This window comes from Tunturiibacter gelidiferens (assembly GCF_051013345.1).
Lineage (GTDB): Bacteria > Acidobacteriota > Terriglobia > Terriglobales > Acidobacteriaceae > Edaphobacter > Edaphobacter gelidiferens_A.
Genome location: NZ_CP132939.1, coordinates 115,198 through 137,806 on the forward strand (window position 1 = coordinate 115,198; position 22,609 = coordinate 137,806).

Below are 22,609 nucleotides of genomic sequence, written 5' to 3' on the forward strand. Positions count from 1 at the left end.
GCTGACCAACTCTGAAGTCATTCTGACAAATCGCTCAAAGCAGGTCAAAGTTGATGATTCCGAAGCTTGCAGCCGTATGTAGAGTTTGGTTCACCGAACATCGATCAAGAGTACTGCCAAAGAGCCTGGGCATAAGATTGCTCCTAATGTCTTATGACGTCCGCGACTACGCCAGGCTTGTGTCTAAGTTCCTCGGGGATTAGAGGTAGGTGAGGTGCGTGTCCTGTAGCCCGGAATCGCCTGCCACGCCCGAAACTGCTGATGCGCACTCAGCCACAGCAGAGAGGATTGCGGCCGGACTTGGCATCGGCGTTCTCCCGCCCTCGCCCGTTCGCGTTTCTGGCACTATCGAGATCAAATTGTCACAACCGCGCACGGTTCGCCCGCTGAGGATCGGTTGGATTGAAGAACGGTACTTGCGATCCGGCACCATTACATTCCGAAGCTTTATCAGCTCCAGTTGACTGAGCGCGAGGGGCGCTCATCTGCATAGTACTGATGCCAAGGCACGGTGTCGCCGAAGAACCGTTAGGAGATAAGATCGAGCAAAACATCCTCACGCAGGTAGGCGCTTAGAGTTGCCAGAGAGATAGCTATTCTAACGATAGGATGTTCGTTGACTCCTGCGTGAGGAATCGGCACGACACAGGCAGCCAGCGGCGGATCTGGCGTTCTGGACACGTCAACTATCGTCATACCGCGAACCTCTCGCAGCACACGTGAGGATACCGTAATTGCTTCGGCGACACGCGGATCGTCCGCGCCGGTATTTTTGATCAAGCCGCGCCGCAGAATGGCGAGACGCAACATGAAGATGATGCGGACCAACGGCTGCCAGGAACGTATGCGGCTGCGCGCCCTAAGGTCGTATTCTCGCTCGCGACGAAACTCAAGCAGAACGGCATCGGCTAGATCGCGAATTTTGTCGAAGTTGCGGTCGATCGTGTTGCGTTGCCGAGTGACGCTGGCGGCGAGCTCCAGACTGCCACGAGCTGGAAGCTCGGCGATGAGTTCAAGAGTCTCGTCGAACAGGTGAGTCATCGTCGGGGCGGTGGGACGCGTCCAGAGACGGTCAAAGATCAGCCACATTGCAATCAGCCCCAGAAAGATTCCAAAGACCCGGTCCCGCACCTGAGTGAGACCGACGTTGTAGCGTGGGTCGCTCAGGTGGACAAGCTCATATGCGAGCGCCATCTGACGACCGGCATACGCAATACGTGGTGAGGAAGTGAAGACCCAGGTCGCGCAGAAGATCGCTCCCGCCAAGGCCAGCGTGAATCCACCAATCGACTGCGTGTGAGGCAGAATGACAATCTGTGCCACAAAGGCAAGGACCCCGCCCGCCATCACGCCGAAGAAGCGAAGCATCTGCTTCTGTCGAGATGCTCCTGCACTCGAAAGTGCCGTCACAATACAGGTCGTGAGTGCGGCAGAGAGTCCAGGCCAGTCGACGGCCCAGTAAAACACATAGCAGCAAATAGCTGCCAGAGAAACGCGCAGGACGAAGCGGCGGATTTCGGGGTCCGCGAGAGCGCCGGGCCGAAGCAGGCCCTTCGGTCTCTGCTTTTCTTCAGGGACACGTTGAGCGATCAAATGGCTGGAATAGATTTCTGTAAGGATGGCCACCGAATATTCAAGCCTGTAGACAGGAGAACGGCGTAATTCCCCTGGCTGTGGAGATGGCAAAGATCGCAGCTCCGGCACCCGGCCTGCGAGGAAGTCCTCCCGCAGCTGGTCTATGGTATTCACTATCTCGCGGAGCCGCTCCCGCTGATTCGGCACTGGCTGGCTGGGCGCACCCACCAGATCACGGGTGAAGTCCACCATATTGCCAATGAGGGCGATGGCGGAGGCCTGCTCATCATGAACCCTTCGCGAGTAATGAAACCCAAGTAAGGTGTGACGCAATCGTCCAGTGCCGACCATGGAATACTGCCTTAACCGTCGCCGAAGTAGCGGACCTGGTATGCGGCCATCGGAGATCACTTCAAGACAGTCGCGCACAACGGAAAGCCTCGTATGGAGACCGCGCCGCACTCCATTCGCCTCCTTGTCGATGGCCAGGACATACTGAACGGCAAGGAATGTCGCGATGCCGATGAGGAGGCTCAACAGGATATAGAGGATCGTCTCGAAGCGAACCTCGGGGGAGATCCTCGCATCGAGAACCTCGATTCCTGAACCCGCATAGAGTCCGAAACTCGTTGCCGCTGCAGGATCCTCCCCAGCTTCAATCAACCAGGCAGCGAGGAAGAGCGTGCAGGCCACCCAGAGGAAGTGCAATAGAGGGGAGCCAAGCACGAAGACTGCACCACATAACAGCCATAGGGCAGCAAAGAAAAGGAACAGCGTACAGCTTTTCGCCGCACGAAAACTCGCCGCCGGCGTGTCCTTCATTAACAGGAGCGGATAGTAGACACCGAGCACAGCGCTCGGCAGCCGAAAAGTCAGAACCAGGATGGCTGCCACGACGGTCGCGACGGTGTAGTGGATCACTTTGGTAAGGCGCCCTGGATAAGGCTCGAGTTCATTGCGCACAAGGCGCGAGAGTCCTGATCGATAAGAACGCCGTTGTTGTGCCGCCATGGAAGCGAAGCTAGCGATGATCGCCTCCTGGATAGCAACCAGGCTTGTGGCACCAACCCGAAGAACCCCAGCAGGAGCATTCAGGATGCGAACACGGACGGGATAACGCGCGGCCAGATGCACCCAGTTGAGCGTACGATCCGTCGCTGGCAATCCCGGCTTGAGGATACCGACTACATCCGGATCGGGCGTCACACCAAAACCGACGCTGTCGACAACTCCGTCGAACTCCACGCCAGGCGCCTGCATGACAAAAACTCTGGCATGATCGCCTGAATGAATATGCGTGAGCTGATCTTCGCGGAAGTTTGCGACCGTCCACCAGGTTCGCGCGTCGATGAGAGTGAACAGTTGTTCGCCGATATGCGCAAATGCCCCTTCGGCGATCGTTAAATTAGTGACGCGGGCGTCGAAAGGTGCATAGACCCGGCAGTGATCGAGGTTGTACTTTGCGTGTTCCACGGCGGCGGCCCGAGCCTCGCGTTGCAAAGTGAGAGGATCAAGAATTCTGACTTCATGGCCGCGCTGCTCGACCTGCGCTTGATTCTCTCCGACCTGCGCAACGGATTGAAGCTGTGCCGCAACCGCAGCTTTGAGAGAAGCTTGTTTGAGCACAAGCTGTGCCTGTGCTTGACGAAGTTGCTCGGCGCGCGCCTCTGTGTTCGAGCGCAGTTGGTCCACTTGGTCTGCAGTTACAAATTTTCTGGTCAGCAAGGGCTCGATACGCTTCAGGTTGCTTGCTGCGTAGTCGTATTCCGCCTGCGCCTGTCTGACCGCGGCTTCCGCATGTCCCACATCGGCTGTTGCCTCGTCAATCTGCGCTGTAGCGCGGTGCATCGCAGCTTCCGAAGCATTCTGCGCAGCCTGCTGGGCAACGACTGCACTCTTTTGACCGGCAATCTGCCGCGACTGATCACGGATATTCCCTTCGAGAGCGGCCTGCTCCGAAAGCGCCTGCTGGAGAGCATAGCGATAAGGCAGATCATCGATCTCATACAGCAGCTCGCCCTTGTGGACGAATTGATTGTCTTGCACAGCTAAACGAACAACAGGACCTTCCACGACGGGCGCGATCCCGATGAAGTTTGTTAAAACGGTCGCGTCGTCTGTACGGGGGTGGATCGCCGTCAGCCAGATAACCAGGGCGAGGCTGAGGACTGCGCTCGCAATGACAATAATCGAGACGATTCGGCCCAACAGATACGTCTCAGGTTGCGGATCATTTGAGTCGTCCATAATGCGCCGGCCTTCCTAGTAGAAGAAAATTAACCACAACAGGCATGTGAGCGTTATCGAAAGTGAAATGAAAAAGGGGCCGAGTGGCCGCAAATGCACCTCATAATCCATCCGTCTCAGCACAAGATGTGCCGCCGCGGTGAGTGCAATGCCGAAGGCGAGACAAAGGAGCCATCCCGGGAAATAGGAGCCATAGATGCCGATCGATGGAGCCCGGCGACAGCCGCTGAATAGCAACAGGGACAGAACCGCCATCCAAACCGCATGCCGACACAGTCTTCGAAGACCTTTGCCTGCGCGCAGCTTCATATGAAGAGAGTGGTCTCTCACGGTGCCGGTCTCCTGGCAGTGGTCTTTAGTAAGTCTCCAGTGCTGTAGGCAAGCGCGGCGAGGGAGTTAAGCACCCCTACGCGAGCCGTGATGTCAGCCGAACGGGCGTCAGCCAGATCGCGCTCGGCTGCTAACAGGTCGACGAGATTGCGCACACCGAGCCGGTAGCTCTCAAGCGCCGCTTCATAAGAATCGCTCGAAGCAGTCAACAGTGTGGTTGCCGCGTCGCGCTGGCGAAAGGCCGTATTGACATCGGAGTAAGCACGCCATACTTCGTCGCTCACTTCGTCCCGCTTGCGATCGACATCAGCCTCAGCCCGTTTCATCGATGCTCTCGCTTGTTCGATCTCATTTCTGCGGCGCCCGCCGTCGAACACGGTCCAGTTGAGAGAAAGTTCCGCATGATAGACATTGGCGCCGGCGTATGCGCCGGGAAGTGGAGACTGCTGTCCATAAGCCCGGAGATAGCCATCGTCGCCATGAAACATCAATCGTGGATACCACTCGGAGTGAGCGCTTGTAACGGCGGCGTTAGCTGCGCGTACTTCTTCCATCTGCGCCAGTAAATCCGGGCGCAAGGCAAGGGCCTTGCTGATCGCCTGCTCAGCGGTTTCATCCAACGTATCGGGGATTGGCAGGCTATCGAGACTCTGCACCTTATAGTTACTGGGCGGAGAGGCCATCAGCACGGTTGCGAGATCGCCCGAAGCGGTCTGACGCGCGCCCCGTGCCGACTCCAGATTATAGACAGCGCGCGCCTCGGCGCTGCGCGCTTCCAGCACATCGGGAACCGTAGCCACGCCGAGGCCAAGGCGTTGTTCGGCTGCTTCGCGGACCGTTCGTGCCGAGGTCAGATTGGCCTCGGCCGCGACAACCTCGCCCTGAGCTTGCTGGAAACGAAAAAAGGCTGCAAGTACCCGACTGACAAGCTCCAGGTGGACCTGGTTGAAACGAAAGTTTGCGGCCAAAAGATGAGCTCGGCTCTCGTCGATATGCCCACGGCGCTCGCCGAAATCGAGAAGCGTATAGGAGAGGCTAAAGACAAGGTCGTACTCCCCGACCGATTGCAACGCGAAATTCTCATTGATCAGGACGCCATCTTTCGAGGTTGCTCCAAGAGCGCCCGCCACCAAGGTGGGGTATAGGTCAGAGCGCGAGATGCCCAATAGAGTCGCGCGCCCCTTGGCGAATGCCCAGGCTTCGCGTGTCGCCGGATTGTTCTGCTCTGCGAGATCGATCAGCTCTGAGAGCGTATAGATGTGAGCCGGGTCAAGCTTCATTTCATTTCCCGGTCCGGCATGCAGGCCATTTTCCGCACGACCACTCTCCCACGGACGGTCAGGAACCGAGGGCGCACGCTGCGCATAGGCGGTGAACGGGAGTAGAGTGCAGGCACACACGATGCTCCACACTCTGCTCCCCTTCGTTGGGAGTACTCCTTGTGTTTTCATCTCCCAGACTTTCTGTGCTCGCACGCATATTTTGGAAAACTCCCTATCTTCCTCTCTCAACGAAAGAAATTCGTTTTGGCGAGGTCGATGACCTCGTCTCCGCGACCGTTGATGACGGCGCGGATCATATAAAGGCTGAATCCCAACGCCTGTTCCGCACTGATCGTGGGAGGCATCGAGAGTTCCTGCCGGCTCACGATCACCTCAACCAGAGCCGGTCCGTCATGTGCGATGGCGCGTTCGAGCGCGGGTCTCAAATCCTCCGGACTTTCCACTCGGACGCCAAGTATGTCTGCCGACTCGGCCAGCTTCGCGAAATTGGGATTCACGAGGCTTGTGCCATAGTCAATAAGGCCGGCGGCCTTCATTTCAAGCTCTACGAAACCCAGTGTGCTGTTGTTGAATACCACCAGCTTCACTGGAAGATTCAATTGCTTAAGGGTCAGTATGTCTCCGAGCAGCATTGCCAACCCGCCATCGCCTGAAAGGCTGATCACTTGCCGGCCCGGATACGCCGCCTGTGCGCCAATCGCCTGCGGCAGGGCGTTTGCCATCGAACCGTGCGTAAACGAGCCGAGCAGCCTGCGCTTGCCGTTCATCGTGAGATAGCGCGCAGCCCAGATCGTGGGCGTACCCACATCGCAGGTGAAGACTGCGTCCTCGCTGGCAATTTCGTCAACGATCTTAGCGACGTACTGCGGATGAATCGGAGTTCGTCCAAGCTCTCCTATCGCGAGATCGTCCAATCCCCGGCGTGCCTGGCGATAATGGCTGATGCATTTGTCCAGATAAGACGTATCGATATTCTCTTCGATCAGAGGAGTGAGCGCTTCCAGGGTGTCCTTGACCTTGCCGATCAACCCAAGGCTGACATGTGTGCGTCGCCCGATCTGCTCGCCCCGGATGTCAACCTGAATAATTGCTGCATTTGTTGGATAAAACTGGCGATAGGGGAAATCAGTGCCGAGCATGAGCAGCGCATCGCAGTTCATCATGGCGTGGTAGCCGGAGGAAAATCCGAGGAGTCCTGTCATTCCTACATCGAATGGATTGTCATACTCGATGAACTCCTTTCCGCGCATCGCATGCACAATGGGCGCTTTCAGACGCTGAGCAACAGCGACAAGCTCATCATGCGCCCCTTCGCATCCTGCTCCGCCGAGGATCGTAATCTTCTTGGCTCTATTTAAAATCTCCGCCGCCTTCTGCAATTCGCCTTCCGAGGGACGGATTGTCGATGCCGATTCCAGAATTCCCAAAGAGATGGCCGGCGCAGGGCATTCACGCAATGCGATATCTCCGGGGATCACCACAACAGCTACGCCGCGTCTCGCGATGGCTGTCCGCATGGCAATGGCCAGGATGCGCGGCATCTGCTCAGGCTGTGACACCAATTCGCAGTAATAGCTGCAGTCCTTAAACAAGTGTTCCGGATGGGTCTCCTGAAAATACCCACCACCGATCTCGTGACTCGGAATCTGCGCCGCGATTGCAAGGACAGGAACTCGGCTGCGATGGCAATCAAAGAGCCCGTTAATAAGGTGGAGGTTTCCAGGACCACAACTGCCGGCACAGACAGCTATCTCGTTCGTAAGATGTGCCTCGGCCCCTGCCGCAAAGGCGGCCACTTCCTCATGGCGCACGTGTAACCATTCAATCTTGTCGCTCTTGCGGATCGTATCCGTCATCCCGTTTAATGAATCGCCGGCGACTCCATAGACCCGCTTGACACCGGCTTCTATCAACGTCTGAACCAGTACTTCTGCCACCTTTGCCATGGCTCTTCTCCTTGTGTTCCCATCCATGCTTGCCCACGATTTCGCACCTAATTTACCCGGTTACTGCAAACGTGCCTTCGATCTGCGCGATTTCTCAGGCGGCGTTCGATGACGCGAGTGCCGTGTGGCCTACCTTGACGGCGCCGAGCAGTTCCATCAGGTCCTGGACCTGGACGTTTTCGACCGAATGCACGGCATCCTTGATCTCACGCGACAGGCCCTCGCTGATGCGACCAGCAACGAGCGTGTCGAACTTCTCGACGGCATCCTCCCAGGTGAATGGATGGGAAGCGAGGCCCGGGTAGTCCTGGACACTGTGTTCGATCATTTTCCCGCCCTGTAACGTGATGGCGATCTTAACGGGCATTTTCCCGGGGTATAGTTCCGTGTATTCATGGCTCGGCCGGACCGAGACCTTCTTTAGTAACGCCTGCACGTCGGGCTTGATGATGCGTTCCGGCTCAAATTGCGACGGCATCACGTCGCCGTCAAGGAGGGCCACCGCAAGCAAGTACGGCAGACTGTGATCCGCCTGTTCCTTGGTGCGGATCACCTTGTCCACGCCATAGAGGCCGCCACCTGCGAAGTCAAACGCGAGTTGGAACACCTCTGCTTCGATTGAGACAATCTTGTCGAAATCAATTTTGTTCCGGCTCGCAAGTTCGACCATGCAATGGACCGCGGACTGGGTGTGGATCATAGAGTTGTACTTTTTGATGGTGCTCCCCACGACGCCCTCGTACCCCTGTTTCTCCCAGTCGATGTTGATCTTCATCCTCAGGAGGTGATCGATGCCCAGGGGGCCCTCAATAACTTGCAGAGGACCCTGCACTCCGCGACGGGCCAGGAACAACGCGTTCATGGCGCCGAGCGCCGACTGCGCCGAGGCCAGACCCTTCCACTGCGACAGTGGCTTCGCCCGAACGACAGCGAAGGACGCATCACTGACCGCGGCCATCGCCATGGCGTGACCAATCTGCTGCTCGCTCAGACCGAGCAGCAGGCCGCCGGCGGCATTGTGAGAGAAGGCCAGTTGCGCGGTGTGGTCGAGGCCGCTGCTCATGAAGTTGGCCTTATCAACAAAACGTGACTGCACCGTGTAGCCTAATGCCACTGCGAGCATCAAATCGCGTCCACTGCCGCCCACGTAATCGGCGATGGTAAGTGCGACGCCGAAATTATCCGCGGTATGGCAGGTTTCGGTTTGAGCCAGGAAGTTGTCCATAAAATCGACGTAGCGTACGAGTGCGGTATGCCAGAACGCTGCGTAGATGGGGTTCGCCTGGCTGCCGCCGATCAACGTGCATGGGCTGCTGCCGCCGAACTCCGCGACCTGCTCGCGACAAGCCTCGATCGGTGCGGCGCCCAGTGCGGCGATGCAGCAAGCCAGCGAGTCTAGAATGTGGATTGGTAACTGTCTGCGTGATTCGGCCGAAAGGTCGTCGAAGGAGGCGCGGGCGGCGTACTTTGCGAGAGCTTCAATTTGAGTCATGATTTGGATTCTCCGTTTTGGGGTCAATCTGTTTAGTGCGTTAGGGCGATGAATACTCCCATCGTGACAATGGAGCCCATTACGCTGAGGAACACAGAGGACGCTGCCTCCTCCTGTGCGACGCGGTACTGCAAAGCAAGCATGAGCACAATAGGCATGGCTGGAATGGCCGTAGTCAGCACGGCCTCACTGACTACAGGATTGCCATAGCCCATCCATCGCAAGCTACCCAGAACCAGGGCGGGCTGAATGATGTTTTTCAGGAATACGAAGAACAAGACATACCGGTTGACTTTGATCTTCCCGGATGCAAGCACGATCCCGCAGGCAAACAGCGCGACTCCTCCGGATGCGTGGCCAAGAAGGGCAAGCGAGTGGACGATGAGTTGAGGAATGCGGAGGCCCCTCAACACGACAACGAATGCGAGTACCGGCGCCCAGACGATTGGCTCTTTCACGGTCTCCGCAAGTCTGCCAGTAAACACCGAGACGTATGATTTAGGTGCCGATGCCGAATCCCTTCCTGCCTGCAGAAGAGGACTTTTGTTCTGTGAGTCTCCCCTTTCGAATCCAGTGCAAGAAGCAGAATTGTGATTGGCACGACCGTGAGATTGATGACCAGGCTGGCTATCGCGATCGGAATGGCGCTGAGCCCTCCGAATAGATCACCGAGCACGGCTGGGCCGACGAAAGGCACTGCTGGCGCCGAAGCCGTCAGCGCGGCGAGCGCGCTGCCGCCCATATTCATATGAAGAAACAGTTGGGAAAACAGAAAGACGACACAATAGAAGCCAATAATGCCAACGCATAGGGTAATAACCAGCGGTATATCCTGACTGAGTTCCTTGCGCGACGTCATAACGGTTCCGGCAAAAAGCGCCAGCGGTACTGCGTATTGAAGCACCATCCGATTCAGGGTCGAGGCATCCTTTGACCCAAAATCGTGTTGCCAGGCCGCCACGAAACCAAGCAAAAAGGTGACGACCATTGGTAGTAGTGCGCTCAAAATTGTGTCTAGCATGGCTGTAGGTCTCGTGTCCTGAACTTCTCAAATCAGGTGCATGCTCTTGGCCGCCGCGGTGAGCTCACCTTGGAACTCGGGGTGCGCCAGGGCGATCAATGCTTTGGCGCGCTCCGTCGATGACTTACCTTTGAGGTCCGTCCAACCGAATTCTGTGACGACGAACTGCGTGTCGGTGCGCGGAGTGGTCACCGGGCCTTCCAGGCGAGCCACGATTCGCGACACTTTGCCTTTGGCCGCAGTTGAATGGCAGGCGATGATTGACTTGCCGCCGCGGGAAGCGTAAGCGCCACGCACGAAGTCGAGTTGGCCTCCCGTGGCGCTGTACTGATGACCGAGCAGATGTTCAGCGTTGGCTGCTCCAGTCAAGTCGACTTGCAAGGCGGCATTGACCGAGACGACGTTATCGTTTTGGGCGATGACGTACGGGTCATTGACATAATCCACCGGGTGGCTCTCGACGGACGGGTTGTCGTCCAGGAAGTCATACATAGCCTTTTGCCCTATGGCGAAGGTGAAGACGGTCTTTCCCGTGTTGAGACGCTTGCGCCGGTTGGTCACCACACCGGCTTCGATCAGGTCGATCATCCCAGGGCAGAGCGCTTCCGTGTGGATGCCGAGATCCTTCCGGCCACTGAGTTGCGAGCAGACTATGTTTGGTAACGCACCGACGCCCATCTGCAGGCATGCACCATCCGGCACCATCTCGGCGATGATCCTACCAATCGTGGCGTCCTCAGGTGACGACTCAGGAACGGGCAACTCCAGTAACGGTACGTTGTTCTCGACGATGACCTCGACTTCTGACACATGTAGTTGTGCCAGAGAACCATAGACCCGCGGCATCTGATCGTTCACCTCCACGATCAGGTGTTTGGCCGCACGAGCTACCTTGCTGGAGTAGTCATTCCCCGTGCCGAAAGTAAAGTACCCGTGACGATCCATGGGCGACACCGTCACGAGAAAGGTGTCGATGCCGATGTGTTCCATCAAGAGCCGGGGCGACTGATGGAAGTTGCTTGGAACGTAGGTGAGTGTCTTGTTGCCCCCGTCCTGCATCCCTTTTTGATCAGTGCACGCTCGACTCCCGTGACGAACATGCAATAGGGATGAATGCGGTCGGCCAGCTCGTAACGCAGAATAGTCTCGCCAGCGATACGCGTAGACTCGAAGTAATAAATCTTTAGATCATCGACTTTGCCTGCGGCGGCACGGTCCGCCAATGCCTTGAGTAACGCTGGAGGCTCTGTCATGGCCATGCCCATAGACAGGGTGGCTCCGGAGGCAATCATCGCGACCGCGTCTGCGGGTGTGGTGAGCTTCGATCGATAAAGCGATTTGGGTTCCAACATGGTTTTCCTCGGATTCGATCCGTTTTGACGATTCGTGAGTAACGCGGGCTTGTGAGAGATTTAGTAGTTTGCGGAGTCCGGTTGATGATCCCGCTTGTAAATCAGCATCGTGCGCTCGAAGCTCATCACTTCCTTGCCATCCTGATTCAGCCCCCGTGTGGAAACCGTCACGATCCCTTGCGTGGAACGACTTTTTGATTCGCGCTTGAATAGAACCGTCGACTCCGCGTAGAGCGTGTCCCCGGCGAAAACCGGATGTGTCGCCTTGACCTTGTCCCATCCGAGATTGGCAACGACCTTGGCGCTGATGGTTCGGACGCTCATGCCAGTGATGAGTGCAAGCGTGAATGTGCTGTCCACCAGCATCTTTTTCCACTCTGTCTTCGAGGCATAGGCTGCATCGAAATGGACAGGTTGCACATTCATAGTGAGCAGCGTCATCCAGATGTTGTCGACATCTGTGATCGTCCTTCCTGGACGGTGCTCGAATACGTCACCGACTTCGAAGTCCTCGTAGTAAAGGCCGGATGTCTCGCGATAGTGCTTCGGGCCTAGTTCCCGGTATGCCGATAGTGCCTTCTCCATGTCCTCTCCTTCTGCTTTCTTTCGTTAATGCCGTCTCTCTGATGGCCAGACTTATTTCTCGGCAGCAATTCCAGCTCGTTCAAGAACGAGCCTCGCCTTGCGCGCGACGGCTTCATCCACCATCTGGTGGTCCAAAGAACCTACGCCCTTCTGGTTCACGACAAGGATCTGGCGTGCCTGGGCGACCTGTTGTTCGCTCGGCATTAGGACTTCATTGATAGTTGCGATTTGTCCCGGGTGGATTGCACATTTGCCGTGAAATCCCAGACTGGCCGAAGCTTTCGTCTCCTGCTTGAGGCCTTCTGTGTCCTCAATATTGAAATAGGGCGAATCCAGGAGTGCGATCCCGGTTGATGCAGCTGATTGAACAACGCGCGACCGTACCCAAAGCAGCGGCTCCCACGCAGTCTCCGCTCCAAGATCAGCAGCCATATCCGCGGCTCCGAAGAGCAAAGCAGCTGGCTTGGCGTCTCCTCGGACGATCTCATCGAGAGCGTCTACACCCTTGGCGCTCTCGATGAGCGCAATAATCTGCGCCGTCTTGCCCGCCTCTCCCAGCAGGTTTCCTACCAAGCCAATGAGAGAGGACGACCTGCATTTCGGTAAGATCAGGTAATCGGGGTCGGCTGGAGAGCCTAATAGCGCTTGCAGATCATCGAACCCAAACCTCGTGTCCGGGGAATTAATTCTCAGGGAGCAAGGGAGATGATCTGGAGGCATCACCGCCAGATAACCGAGTGCTGTTTCCCGCGCTTCATTCTTTGCAGATGGAGCCACTGCGTCTTCAAGATCAATGATTAGGGCGTCGGCATAAGCGTCGGCTGCGCGACCAAATCTGTCAGATTTGGTCGCTGGTGTGAACAGCCAACTCTTGAGTGCAAGAATCGCTTGTTGCGACTTCGGAAGTGTCATTTCAGATCCTCCAATCGTTGTCAACTAACCTCAACGCCGATCAGAAACGGTCGGCCGTCATCCCGTCTGGTCTGTCGTGGAGGCGGCGGAATGGGAGATCGGCGCAGCCGATCAGGCAATCGAATTCTCTTCGAACAGTCGGGCGACCATCGCCGAGTCGAGGTAGGCACGAACTCGCACGATTAGGCCATTTCGGAAATAAACTACCCAGCAGTAGCGGTTGTCGAAGCGCATGCCGTTCTTGGCTGTCGCGAGAGAATGAAGTTCAACTACCGCCACATCGTCCTTTACGAGCAAATCCGCCACATGGAGCTGCGCGCCCTGTGGGAGAACTTGGCTCAACTTGGCGAAGGTACCCTCCGTGAAAGCCTTCTTGCTACGGTAGTGGCCGGCGAGCGGATGGGTGCCCATCACTGTCCAGTCGACGTCGTCTGCTACCCGTTCGAAGAACGCGGCACCGTTGCCGTTCTCAAGTCCCTTGAAGATCTCGCGAACGCTCTCTGATGTAACTTCCATTTGAATCGCTCCTTAACTGTGGCGATCTACTCGTGCTCTTTCGCATTTAGATATGCAGGCATCATGCCAAGTGCTAAGGTATTGAAAAGAGACAGCGTCACCATCAGATTCATGCTTCAGGCTCAGCAAAATGACGAACGCTCAGCAGAACGTGCCTGACTCAAGAACTCACGGTAATGGCAATTAAATCTAAAGACACTCAGAACAGCGAGAAAACAGCGAGACTCGCTCCCTACCGCTTTAAGCCCGGACAGTCAGGGAATCCGGGCGGACGGCCCGCTACTAAGCCGATTACGGAGATGTATGAGCGGATTCTGGCCGATCCGAAGAACGTGGCAGCTATCGAGCAGGCCGTAACGAAAATCCTTCTCAAGGGGAATATGGCTATGGTTCTCCTGCTCCGTGAAATCACTGAGCGGATTGAAGGCAAGGTTACACAAGTTCAAGGCGAGTAGCTTCCTAAGTTTTTCTAAGGTTGCGACTTAATCCCGTTGCAGAGTTGTTGCACTGCGTCTCAATCCCGGATCTGAATCTATGTTCCTTCGGAGATCTCTCATGAAGCCGGTCTTTCTCTGTGCACGCTCACGATTTTTCTCCCTCATTGCTCTTGCAGCTCTCTCGGCCTCCTCCCTGCCTAACAGCTAGGCCACTACATTGGCGGCTTCACCGGCCTCGAAAACGGCTCCTCCGCGCCCCCCGGCTTCTACGCCGCCACCTTCGGCCTTGTCGAGCCTGTCGATTCCATCAAAGGCCCCAATGGCAATACTGTCTTGAAGCCCGACATCGATGTAGGAGGCGTCATCGCTGCGTACAGTGTCGTCACCCCAAAGAAGATTCTCGGAGGCGACTACGCTCTGGCCTTCATGGTCCCCATCCTCAACACCCGCTTCACCTCCAATGCTTTCAATGCGTCCGCAGAGTCCGCCGGTATCTCCGACATACTCTTCGAGCCCATCGGCCTCGGCTGGGAGAAGGGCAAAGCGAACTACACCGCAGGCTACGCCTTCTATGCCCCCAGCGGAGACTTTGACCCCAGCTCGCCTCTCAACCCCGGCCTCGGATTCTGGGAGCACCAGATTCAGGCAGGCGCAACCTACGCCTTCGACAAGAAAAAGCTCTGGAACGCCTCGGGCCTCACCACCTGGGAGATCAATCACAGCAAGCTGGGCCTCGATGTAAAGCCCGGCCCCATCTTCACCGGCGAGTACAGCTTCGGCCGCCGCTTCTTCAAATACCAGATGAATGCCGGCTTCGTCGGCTACGCCTCGCAGAAGCTCTCGGCTGACTCCGGCAGTGGAATCAACCCTCTGATTGCCGGCCAACTCGACCGCGGCTTCGGCGCAGGCGCCGAGTGGAAGTACACCGACATCAAGCATCGCCTGGCCTTCGACGTTCGGTACGAGAAGCAATTCGGAGTACAGCTCCGCACCTCAGGCCAGGTCCTCGTCTTCAGCATCACGTGTCTCGATCTTCTGCATATGAAACCAGCAAAGTAAGCAGTTGAAAACGTTTCGACCAAAGCGCCCTCACGCACTACGCCCCTTCGTAACACCACGGAGAGCCAGGTTCGAACACCTTCAAGTTCCGCGTAAATCAAGCAATACGTCTTCGCGAAGGTAGGCGCTCACCGTTGCGAGAGAAGCAGCAATCCTCACAACCGCCGGTTCGTTCGCTGTTGTTTTAGGAATCGGCACCACGCGCGCTGCCAAAGGTGGATCAGGCCTCTTCGAAATATCAACGGTAGCCATCCCGCGAATCTCCTGGAGCACACTCGTCGAAGTGGCGATCGCTTCTGCAACTCGCGGATCATCTACACCCGCTTCGTCAACCCAGCAGCGCCGCATGATAGCCAACCGCAGCATGAAGATGCTCCGTATCAGCGGCATCCAGGAACGAACGCGATAGCGTGATATCAGGTCGTGTGCCCTATCCCGTCTGAATTCGAGCAACACAGCATCAGCCAGATCTCGGATCTTGTCGAAGTTACCATCAATCGTCTCTCGCAATCGCGTGAGCGCAGGAACCGCTTCAACACTCCCCGCTTAGGAAGCTCCGCGATGCAATCAAGCGTTTCATCAAACAATTGCGTCATCGTGGGTGCCGCAGGACGCGACCACAGCCGGTCAAAGATCAGCCACATTGCAACCAGCCCGAGAAAAACTCCAAAGACGCGATCCCGCACCTGAGTGAGCCCGACGTTATAGTACGGATCGGTTAGATGGACAGCCTCATAAGCAAGCGCCATCTGACGGCCGGCATACGCGATACGCGGCGAAGCTAAGAAGACCCACGCCGAGCAGAAGATCGCTCCGGCCAGCGTCAAGCTGAATCCGCCAACCGATTGAACACGCGGCAAAATGAATATCTGCGCAACGAAGGCAAACACCCCACCAATAGCCCCTCCAAAAAAGCGAAGCATCTGCTTCTGACGTGACGCCCCTGCACTCGAGAGCCCCGTCACGATGCACGTGGTTAGAGCGACGGCCAAACCTGGCCAATCAACAGCCCAATAAAACAAGTAGCAAAAAATAGCGGCCAAAGACGCCCGCATGGCGAATCGCAGAGTTGCAGGATTCGTAACTGATCCAGGTCGAATCAGGCCCTTCGGTTTCGGGTGCTCTTCAGGAACCCGGTCAGCAATCAAATAGCTGGAGTAAACCTGGGTAAGAATAGCAATCGAGTATTCGAGCCGGTACACCGGCGAGCGACGCAGTTCACCCGGCTGCGGAGCAGGCAACGGAATAGGTTCCGGCGCTCGCCTCGCAGCATAATCCGCTCGCACCTGATCAATCGCATTCACTACCCCACGCAGTCGCGCCTGCTGATTGGGCACAGGTTGACCGGGCGTCTCTACCAGACTGTAAGTAAACTCAATCATATTGCCGATCAGACCAACGGCTGACGACTGTTCATCGCGAACTCGTCGCGTGTAGTCCAGCCCAAGCAATGTCTTTCGTATTCGCCCTGTCCCGATCATGAAATACTTCCGCAACTGCCGCCGAAGCAATCGCCCCGGTGTACGCCCTTCCGAAATCAACTCCAGACAGTTACGCAAAATTAGAAGCCTTGTACCGATACCTCGCTCCAGACCATTTTGTTTCTCGTCGCCAGCCATGACATATTGAACGGCCAGGAAGATCGCAATCCCCATGACCAGGCTCAGCAAAATGTAAAGGATGTTCTCAAAGCGAACATCTGGAGAGATCGGCGCATCAAGAACACTGATGCCTGTGGCCACGTAAATCCCGAAACTGGTCGCCGCCGCATGATCCTCCCCGCTTCAATCAACCAGCAAGCGAGAAATAGCGTACAGACCACCCAAAGAAAGTGCATCATAGGAGATCCAAGAAAAAGACCGCACCGCACAAAACCCAGATTGCGGCAAAAAAGAAACAGGCCGCATTTTTTAGCTACGCGAAAGCTCGCAGCAGGCGTGTCCTCCATCAGCAGGAGCGGATAGTAGACCCCAAGCACAGCGCTCGGCAATCGAAAGGTCAGTACTACGATGGCTGCAATCACGGTCGCAACCGTGTATTGAACCGTTTTGTCGAGACGGCCCGGATACGGCTCGAGTTCATTCCGCACGATCTGCCACAGCGCTATCCAATACGACCGCCGCCCCTGTGCCGCGATGGTAGCGGTGCTAGCGATGATTGCCTCCCTGTATCGCGACAAGGCTCGTAGCGCCCACTCGCAGCACTTCCGCAGGCGCATTCAGAATGCGGACCCGAACCGGATACCGTGACGCCAGGTGCACCCAGTTGAGTGTGCGATCGGTTGCCGGCAATCCGGGCTTTATGACACCAATAACGTCAGGGTCAGGTATAACTCCGTAGCCAACACTGTCGACGACTCCGTCAAACTCCGCATTCGGCACCTGCATAATGAACACCCTTGCGTGATCGCCAGGATGTATATGGCCAATCTGGTCCTCGCGAAAGTTCGCGACCGTCCACCAGATTCGCGCATCGATCAGCGTGAACAGTTGTTCCCCAACATGCGCATACGCGCCCTCCGCAATCGTCAGATTCGTCACGCGCGCATCGAAGGGTGCATACACCCGGCAATGGTTCAGGTTGTAGTAAGCATGCTCTACCGCTGCCTGTCGCCCTTCGCGCTGTGTCGTAAGAGGATCAAGTATTCTCACCTCGCGACCGCGCTGCTCCACCTGCGCTTCATTCTGACCAACCTCGGCGACAGACTGAGTCTGTCCTTCAAGAGCAGCTTTCAGCGACGCCTGCTTGAGCACTAACTGCGCCTGCGCCTGCCGAAGCTGTTCAGCTCTGGCCTTCGTATTCGAGCGCAGTTGATCCACCTGGTCCGCAGTCACAAACTTTCGCGTCAGCAATGGCTCGACGCGTTTCAGATTGCTCTCGGCATAGTCGTACTCAGCCTGAGCCTGTTTTACGGCGGCCTCCGCATGTCCCACGTCGGCTGTCGCCTCATCAATCAATGCCGTAGCCCGATGCATCGCAGCCTCTGAAGCATTCTGCGCCGCTCTCTGCGCAACGACGGCGCTCCTTTGACCAGCGATCTGGCGCGTCTGATCGCGAATATTCCCCTCAAGCGCGGCCTGCTCCGACAGTGCCTGCTTCAGAGCGTAGCGATAAGGCAGATCGTCGATCTCATAAAGCAGATCGCCCTTGTGTACATACTGATTGTCCTGCACAGCCAGGTGCACTACTGGCCCCTCTACAACCGGAGCAATCCCAATGAAATTTGCGAACACCGTGGCGTCATCCGTTCGTGGGTGCATCGCTGTCAGCACGATCACCAGAATGAGGCAAACAACAGCGCTCGCAATGATAGTGATCGAGATGATTCTCCCAACCGGGTCTGCGTCTGGTCGAGGATCGATGGAGTCGGCCATAGAAACACCTCCTAATAAAAGAGAACCAGCCACAACAGACACGTGAGCGTAATCGAAAGCGCGATGTACACAAGGCCAAGCGGATTCAGGCGAGCTTCATAGCCCAGTCGCCTCAGCACTAGATGGATCGCTACAGTGAGTGCGATACCAAGGACAAGGCAGATCAGCCACCCAGGAAAATAGGAGCCATAGATGCCGAGCGATGGGGCCCGTCGGCAACCACACAACCCGGCAAGCGGCAGGAACGTCGCCCAGAATCGAGGACGACGTAGCACTCGAGAATCTTTGATTCCGAGAGACGACACAGGAGAGCAATGAAAGTGATTGTTCATGGAGAAGGTCTCCTGGCTGTGGTTTTAAGAAGATCTCCCGTGCTGTACGCCAGCTCCGCCAGCGAATTAAGCACACTCACCCGGGCCGTTATGTCAGCCGAACGGGCATCAGCCAGATCGCGTTCTGCAGCCAGCAGGTCAACCAGGTTGCGTACGCCAAGGCGGTAACTCTGCAACGCGGCTTCATAAGAATCCGTCGAAGCGGTCAACAGCATGGTCGCAGCGTCGCGTTGACGAAACGCGGTGTTGACATTGGAATATGCCCTCCACACTTCATCACTCACCTCATCGCGCATTCGATCAACCGCCGATTGCGCTTGCTTCTGCGAAGCATGTGCCTCCTCGACATCGTTCCTCCGGCGCCCGCCATCGAACACCGTCCAGTTCAGCGAAAGTTCCGCATGATAGGTATTTGCGCCAGCATACACACCAGGAAATGGAGTTTGTTCGCCATGTGCCCTCAGAAAATCCTCGTCACCCTGAAACGTCAATCGCGGGTACCACTCGGAACGAGCGCTCGTGATCGCTCCGCTGGCTGCGCGAACCCGCTCCATCTGGGCAAGCAGATCGGGGCGTTGCGAGAGTGCTTTATTAATCGCTTGTTCAGCAGTTTCATTCAACTCATTCGGAATTGGGAGGCTATCGAGGCTCTGAACTTTGTAGTCACTCGCTGGAGAGGCCGTGAGTACGGTTGCAAGATCGCCCGAAGCAATCTGGCGCGCGCCTCGTGCCGACTCGAGGTTATAGACAGCGCGCGCCTCCGTGCTGCGTGCCTCAAGCAGATCAGGAACGGTGGCCACGCCAAGATCAAGTCGTTGCTCGGCGGCTTCGCGCACAGTACGCGCCGAAGTTAGATTAGCCTCCGCTGCAGCGACTTCGCCTTGAGTCTGCTGAAGCCGGAAAAAAGATGCAAGTACCCTGCTCACAATCTTCAGGTGAACCTGGTTGAATGCGAAGTTAGCCGCCAGAAGCTGTGCACGGTCCTCGTCGATGTGACCGCGGCGCTCGCCAAAGTCGAGAAGCGTATAAGAGAGGCTGATAGCAAGGTCATACTCTCCGAGCGTTTGCAGCACAAAGCGATCATTGATCAAAATGCCATCCTTCGACGCCACTCCCAAAGCGCTCGCCACCAGCGTCGGGTATAGGTCAGAGCGGGAGATCCCCAATCGAGCTGCGCGACCTTTGGCGAATGCCCAGGCTTCACGCGTCTCAGGATTATTCAGCTCGGCGAGATCAATCAGCTCCGCGAGTACATAAGTGTGGGTCGGATCAAGCTTCAGCTCGTTACCTGGCTCCGCATGCACACCGCTCTCTGCCCGGTTGCTGTCCCATGGACGGTCAGGAACCTGCGGCGCATGTTGCGGATGCGCAATCACTGGCAGAAACATGCAGACGAAGGCAATGCCCAACATTCCACGATTCGACAGGAGTAATCCTTGTAATTTCATCTCCGATACTCTTCACACTGAACGCAGATTGATTGAAGACGTGTCGAGCCAGCTTATCTTAGTGCAAGTAATCTGGACTGGGAATCGATACGCTAAGTGGTGACCGGCCCTGGACGACGTGTTCTACCCGAGAATGTATTAAGGATTGGTGCGACAACAAATTAACCATCATCATGAAACGCGCGCAAGCCCCTTCTAGTAAGGAGGATGCTTTAAGCATGGCTGATTTCTAGCCTCTAATCTACCCTAGTCGGAACCCCTTTTCATCGAAAACCAAGGCCCGGGATTTCGGTGGGAGTTCTAATCATGAGTTTTCTGCGGCCGTGGTACGATCCCCTCCAACTCCCCATCCGAATCCGCATCATAACCTTCAGAGGAGACGAACATGCCCATCACGACCGACGAAGCCTCCCAGAATAATCCCCTTTCGCCCGACGATTTAGCCCGCAGCCTCATCCTCGCCAGTGCCGACGACAACAATCGGTCCCACATCGGCTTAGTAGGAGACACCTACACCATCCTCCTCTCAGGAAAAGACACTGCAGGTCGCTTCTGCCTTATCGACATGCACATCCCTCCAGGCGGCGGCCCCCTCCACATCGCCACGACTTCGAAGAGACCTTCACCCTCCTCGACGGCGAGATGGAAGCCACCTTTCGCGGAGCGCAATCCACCATCAAGGTCGGCCAGCGTCATTGGCCTGACCGATCTTGTGTACCAGTTGGATTGTTAGTGTAGCGCAGCTTTGAAGGGCCTAATTTTCCTGTACCAAGGTCAGAGTTAGTCTTCGACCTGTTTAGGTTCCAGCCAGATCGCGGCTAGCCGCGATCTGGCTGGCGAACTCGCTCGGCGTCCTGTCATCGAGAGCTGCGTGAGGACGACTCTCATTATATTCCTGCCGCCATGCTTCGATCAGGTGTCTTGCCTCCTTCAAATCGAGGAACCAGTGGATATTCAGACATTCACTTCGCAGGGTTCCGTTGAAGCTTTCAACGAAGGCGTTGTCTGTTGGCTTGCCTGGTCTGGAGAAGTCGATCTTAGCGCTGTTGCGATAAGCCCATAGATCCATCGCCTGACTGGTGAACTCGCTGCCGTTGTCACAGAACAGCACCTTCGGCACGCCACGGTCTAGCTTCAACTGGTTCAGTGTCCGCACAACATCGTCTCCTTTCAGGCTCTGTCCTACTTGAATCGCTACAGCTTCTCTCGTATGCACATCCACGATCGTCAAGGCGCGGAACCGCGTTCCATCCTGCAGCTGATCCATCACGAAGTCCATACTCCAGGCTTCGTTCGGAGCCGTAGGCTTGATCCGATCCTCACGAGTTCGAGATGCCTTCCGCTTCCCGGCAGGCTTCATCCTCTTCAGCGTCAGTCCTTCTTCCTTGTACAGCCGGTACACCAAGTACTTGCCCACATCCCAGCCTTCGCGGTTCAACAGCACGCGGATCTTGCGGTATCCATAACGCACTCTTGCCTGAGCGATCTCGCGGATCCTCATCCGCAGTTCAGTCCGTGGATCGAGACAGCTTCGGTAGCGGTAGGTCGCTCGAGGGACGCGTAGAACACGACAGGCATGCCGTTCGCTTACCAGGTAGCTTCCAACCAGCCGCTCCACCATCGGCCCACGCCGCGAAGGCTTCACCATTTTTTTGAGAGCACATCCTGCAGCATCGTCTTGTCCAGCGTTAGCTCTGCAACAAGCTGCTTCAAACGCAGGTTCTCTTCTTGTAACTGAGCCATCTTGCGAACTTCGTCCACCTCTAGGCCAGCGTACTTCGCCTTCCACCGGTAGTACGTCTGCTCGCTAATCCCCGCCTTGCGGATCACCTCCGCGACAGGAACGCCTACTTGCGCCTGCTTCAGCACACCAATCATCTGCTCTACCGTGAACCGTCTCTTCCTCATCCAAATCCTCCTCAGCCATAGGGTTAGATTTGGTCGAAGACTAACATTTCTCCTGGCTCAAAATTACCGGGGCCCATCACTTTTGATGTACCTGGATGGCTGCCGGACGGGGCGTGAAGAGCTGGGAAGCGCGTAGCGATTCCCAGCTCTTTACGCCCCGTGAGATTGGTTTCAATCGCCCAGGCTTCTGGCGCTGGTGAGCGATAACCCAGCGACGAGTGCGGCCTGATCGTGTTGTAGTGAACCCGCCAGCGTTCGGCCAGAACCTGCACCTCCTTCAGCGAGTAGAAGATTTCTCCGTTCAGGAACTCATCTCTGAGCTTCGAGTTGAAGCTCTCGCGGTAACCGTTCTCCCAGGGACTTCCGGGTTCGATGTAGAGCGTCTTTGCACCGGTATCAGCCAGCCATTTGCGAAGGTCTTTGGCGACGAACTCAGGGCCGTAGCACCACACGAAGCACTTGGAAGGAAGAGTCTGAGGAAGGCAGGAAGTGAACGTCGGCATTGACGATCACGAACAGGCGGTAATGACGGCAAGTGTCGGATTGGCTACGCGCCCATGGGCAGCGAAACCGACAGAACAGCCAATGGCAGCGGCGATTCGCAGCGCCGGGCCTCCCGCTCCACAGGCAACATCGAGCGGGGCCTTCCCCGAGGAAAGGCTACCCTCCAATCGGGCAGACGGCTGACGACGGGCATGGCTTTCTTTTCTGGGGGTAAACATTTGGGAGCCTGACATATTCGCCTTTTTGGACGAACATATGCGGAGCCGCTCGTGATAACGCCGTAACGTT

General features: G+C 56.5%; 19 protein-coding genes and 2 pseudogenes. 3 read left to right on the forward strand and 18 right to left on the reverse strand.

The annotated features are described in order from the left end of the window. Nucleotides 1-528 precede the first annotated feature (528 nt). The 11 genes and pseudogenes from RBB80_RS00555 to RBB80_RS00605 all read right to left on the reverse strand — a co-directional run bounded on the left by RBB80_RS00555 (nt 529) and on the right by RBB80_RS00605 (nt 13,259). A complete protein-coding gene (locus tag RBB80_RS00555; protein ID WP_433966441.1) occupies nt 529-3,822 on the reverse strand; it encodes an FUSC family protein in 3,294 nt (1,097 codons plus the stop codon). Between the two features lie 15 nt (nt 3,823-3,837). Beyond that, on the reverse strand, nt 3,838-4,131 hold the full coding sequence (locus RBB80_RS00560) for a YtcA family lipoprotein (protein ID WP_433970031.1): 294 nt from the start codon (nt 4,129-4,131) through the stop codon (nt 3,838-3,840). 17 nt (nt 4,132-4,148) lie between these two features. Next, nucleotides 4,149-5,603: a TolC family protein gene (locus RBB80_RS00565; RefSeq protein WP_433966442.1), complete on the reverse strand. Its 1,455-nt coding sequence runs from the start codon at nt 5,601-5,603 to the stop codon at nt 4,149-4,151. Between the two features lie 56 nt (nt 5,604-5,659). Beyond that, nucleotides 5,660-7,381, reverse strand: coding sequence for a ubiquinone-dependent pyruvate dehydrogenase (poxB, locus tag RBB80_RS00570; protein ID WP_433966443.1), 1,722 nt, complete (start codon nt 7,379-7,381; stop codon nt 5,660-5,662). A 94-nt stretch (nt 7,382-7,475) separates the two neighbouring features. After that, nucleotides 7,476-8,873: an MmgE/PrpD family protein gene (locus tag RBB80_RS00575; RefSeq protein ID WP_433966444.1), complete on the reverse strand. Its 1,398-nt coding sequence runs from the start codon at nt 8,871-8,873 to the stop codon at nt 7,476-7,478. 32 nt (nt 8,874-8,905) lie between these two features. Beyond that, nucleotides 8,906-9,894: pseudogene (locus tag RBB80_RS00580) on the reverse strand (AEC family transporter). 27 nt (nt 9,895-9,921) lie between these two features. Further along, the gene (locus RBB80_RS00585) at nt 9,922-10,884 is read right to left on the reverse strand and encodes an acetyl-CoA hydrolase/transferase family protein (protein WP_433966445.1); all 963 of its coding nucleotides are present in this window, start codon (nt 10,882-10,884) and stop codon (nt 9,922-9,924) included. After that, nucleotides 10,884-11,246 carry a hypothetical protein gene (locus tag RBB80_RS00590; RefSeq protein ID WP_433966446.1) on the reverse strand — a complete coding sequence of 121 codons (363 nt, stop codon included), beginning with the start codon at nt 11,244-11,246 and terminating at the stop codon, nt 10,884-10,886. The genes RBB80_RS00585 and RBB80_RS00590 overlap by 1 nt, the downstream gene beginning before the upstream one ends. Before the next feature lie 60 nt (nt 11,247-11,306). Beyond that, a complete protein-coding gene (gene ripB / locus RBB80_RS00595) occupies nt 11,307-11,831 on the reverse strand; it encodes a (R)-specific enoyl-CoA hydratase RipB/Ich (RefSeq protein WP_433966447.1) in 525 nt (174 codons plus the stop codon). 51 nt (nt 11,832-11,882) lie between these two features. Next, a complete protein-coding gene (gene ripC / locus RBB80_RS00600; RefSeq protein ID WP_433966448.1) occupies nt 11,883-12,743 on the reverse strand; it encodes an itaconate degradation C-C-lyase RipC in 861 nt (286 codons plus the stop codon). Between the two features lie 111 nt (nt 12,744-12,854). Next, nucleotides 12,855-13,259 carry a nuclear transport factor 2 family protein gene (locus RBB80_RS00605; protein WP_433966449.1) on the reverse strand — a complete coding sequence of 135 codons (405 nt, stop codon included), beginning with the start codon at nt 13,257-13,259 and terminating at the stop codon, nt 12,855-12,857. 176 nt (nt 13,260-13,435) lie between these two features. Between RBB80_RS00605 and RBB80_RS00610 the strand changes: the two genes are divergently transcribed. Both RBB80_RS00610 and RBB80_RS00615 read left to right on the forward strand, forming a co-directional pair. After that, nucleotides 13,436-13,714, forward strand: a complete 279-nt coding sequence (locus tag RBB80_RS00610; RefSeq protein ID WP_433966450.1) for a DUF5681 domain-containing protein — start codon at nt 13,436-13,438, stop codon at nt 13,712-13,714. A 288-nt stretch (nt 13,715-14,002) separates the two neighbouring features. Continuing rightward, nucleotides 14,003-14,755 (forward strand): SphA family protein, encoded by a 753-nt coding sequence (locus tag RBB80_RS00615; RefSeq protein ID WP_433970032.1) that lies wholly within the window; start codon nt 14,003-14,005, stop codon nt 14,753-14,755. An 81-nt stretch (nt 14,756-14,836) separates the two neighbouring features. On the opposite strand, the gene RBB80_RS00620 is transcribed toward RBB80_RS00615, so the two are convergent. From RBB80_RS00620 to RBB80_RS00640, 5 genes are all read right to left on the reverse strand, one after another. Beyond that, a complete protein-coding gene (locus tag RBB80_RS00620) occupies nt 14,837-15,121 on the reverse strand; it encodes a hypothetical protein (RefSeq protein ID WP_433966451.1) in 285 nt (94 codons plus the stop codon). 50 nt (nt 15,122-15,171) lie between these two features. Next, complete coding sequence (locus RBB80_RS00625) at nt 15,172-16,497, reverse strand: FUSC family protein (protein ID WP_433966452.1); 1,326 nt, start codon at nt 16,495-16,497, stop codon at nt 15,172-15,174. A 405-nt stretch (nt 16,498-16,902) separates the two neighbouring features. Beyond that, entirely contained in the window at nt 16,903-18,129 is a 1,227-nt protein-coding gene (locus RBB80_RS00630; protein ID WP_179585967.1) for a biotin/lipoyl-binding protein, read from the reverse strand. Between the two features lie 11 nt (nt 18,130-18,140). Continuing rightward, complete coding sequence (locus tag RBB80_RS00635; RefSeq protein ID WP_179585969.1) at nt 18,141-18,461, reverse strand: YtcA family lipoprotein; 321 nt, start codon at nt 18,459-18,461, stop codon at nt 18,141-18,143. Then, nucleotides 18,458-19,909 (reverse strand): TolC family protein, encoded by a 1,452-nt coding sequence (locus tag RBB80_RS00640; RefSeq protein ID WP_433966453.1) that lies wholly within the window; start codon nt 19,907-19,909, stop codon nt 18,458-18,460. Before RBB80_RS00640 ends, RBB80_RS00635 begins: the two co-directional genes overlap by 4 nt. A 385-nt stretch (nt 19,910-20,294) precedes the next feature. Here RBB80_RS00640 and RBB80_RS00645 point away from each other — a divergent pair, with 385 nt between their 5' ends. After that, nucleotides 20,295-20,642: a hypothetical protein gene (locus tag RBB80_RS00645; protein WP_433966454.1), complete on the forward strand. Its 348-nt coding sequence runs from the start codon at nt 20,295-20,297 to the stop codon at nt 20,640-20,642. Between the two features lie 63 nt (nt 20,643-20,705). On the opposite strand, the gene RBB80_RS00650 is transcribed toward RBB80_RS00645, so the two are convergent. Next, a protein-coding gene (locus RBB80_RS00650; protein WP_433964155.1) for an IS3 family transposase occupies nt 20,706-21,817 on the reverse strand; the annotation gives its coding sequence in 2 pieces (ribosomal slippage) (nt 20,706-21,565 and nt 21,565-21,817; 1,113 coding nt in all). 23 nt (nt 21,818-21,840) lie between these two features. Further along, nucleotides 21,841-22,257: pseudogene (locus RBB80_RS00655) on the reverse strand (integrase core domain-containing protein); the annotation flags it as partial. Nucleotides 22,258-22,609 lie beyond the last annotated feature (352 nt).

Bases quoted from the DNA above. Each gene is read 5' to 3' on its own strand.
- RBB80_RS00555 (WP_433966441.1), bottom strand. From the start codon at position 3,822: ATGGACGACTCAAATGATCCGCAACCTGAGACGTATCTGTTGGGCCGA.
- RBB80_RS00560 (WP_433970031.1), bottom strand. From the start codon at position 4,131: ATGAAGCTGCGCGCAGGCAAAGGTCTTCGAAGACTGTGTCGGCATGCG.
- RBB80_RS00565 (WP_433966442.1), bottom strand. From the start codon at position 5,603: ATGAAAACACAAGGAGTACTCCCAACGAAGGGGAGCAGAGTGTGGAGC.
- poxB (WP_433966443.1), bottom strand. From the start codon at position 7,381: ATGGCAAAGGTGGCAGAAGTACTGGTTCAGACGTTGATAGAAGCCGGT.
- RBB80_RS00575 (WP_433966444.1), bottom strand. From the start codon at position 8,873: ATGACTCAAATTGAAGCTCTCGCAAAGTACGCCGCCCGCGCCTCCTTC.
- RBB80_RS00585 (WP_433966445.1), bottom strand. From the start codon at position 10,884: ATGGAACACATCGGCATCGACACCTTTCTCGTGACGGTGTCGCCCATG.
- RBB80_RS00590 (WP_433966446.1), bottom strand. From the start codon at position 11,246: ATGTTGGAACCCAAATCGCTTTATCGATCGAAGCTCACCACACCCGCA.
- ripB (WP_433966447.1), bottom strand. From the start codon at position 11,831: ATGGAGAAGGCACTATCGGCATACCGGGAACTAGGCCCGAAGCACTAT.
- ripC (WP_433966448.1), bottom strand. From the start codon at position 12,743: ATGACACTTCCGAAGTCGCAACAAGCGATTCTTGCACTCAAGAGTTGG.
- RBB80_RS00605 (WP_433966449.1), bottom strand. From the start codon at position 13,259: ATGGAAGTTACATCAGAGAGCGTTCGCGAGATCTTCAAGGGACTTGAG.
- RBB80_RS00610 (WP_433966450.1), top strand. From the start codon at position 13,436: ATGGCAATTAAATCTAAAGACACTCAGAACAGCGAGAAAACAGCGAGA.
- RBB80_RS00620 (WP_433966451.1), bottom strand. From the start codon at position 15,121: ATGCTGCGGTTGGCTATCATGCGGCGCTGCTGGGTTGACGAAGCGGGT.
- RBB80_RS00630 (WP_179585967.1), bottom strand. From the start codon at position 18,129: ATGGCCGACTCCATCGATCCTCGACCAGACGCAGACCCGGTTGGGAGA.
- RBB80_RS00635 (WP_179585969.1), bottom strand. From the start codon at position 18,461: ATGAACAATCACTTTCATTGCTCTCCTGTGTCGTCTCTCGGAATCAAA.
- RBB80_RS00640 (WP_433966453.1), bottom strand. From the start codon at position 19,909: ATGAAATTACAAGGATTACTCCTGTCGAATCGTGGAATGTTGGGCATT.
- RBB80_RS00645 (WP_433966454.1), top strand. From the start codon at position 20,295: ATGCCCATCACGACCGACGAAGCCTCCCAGAATAATCCCCTTTCGCCC.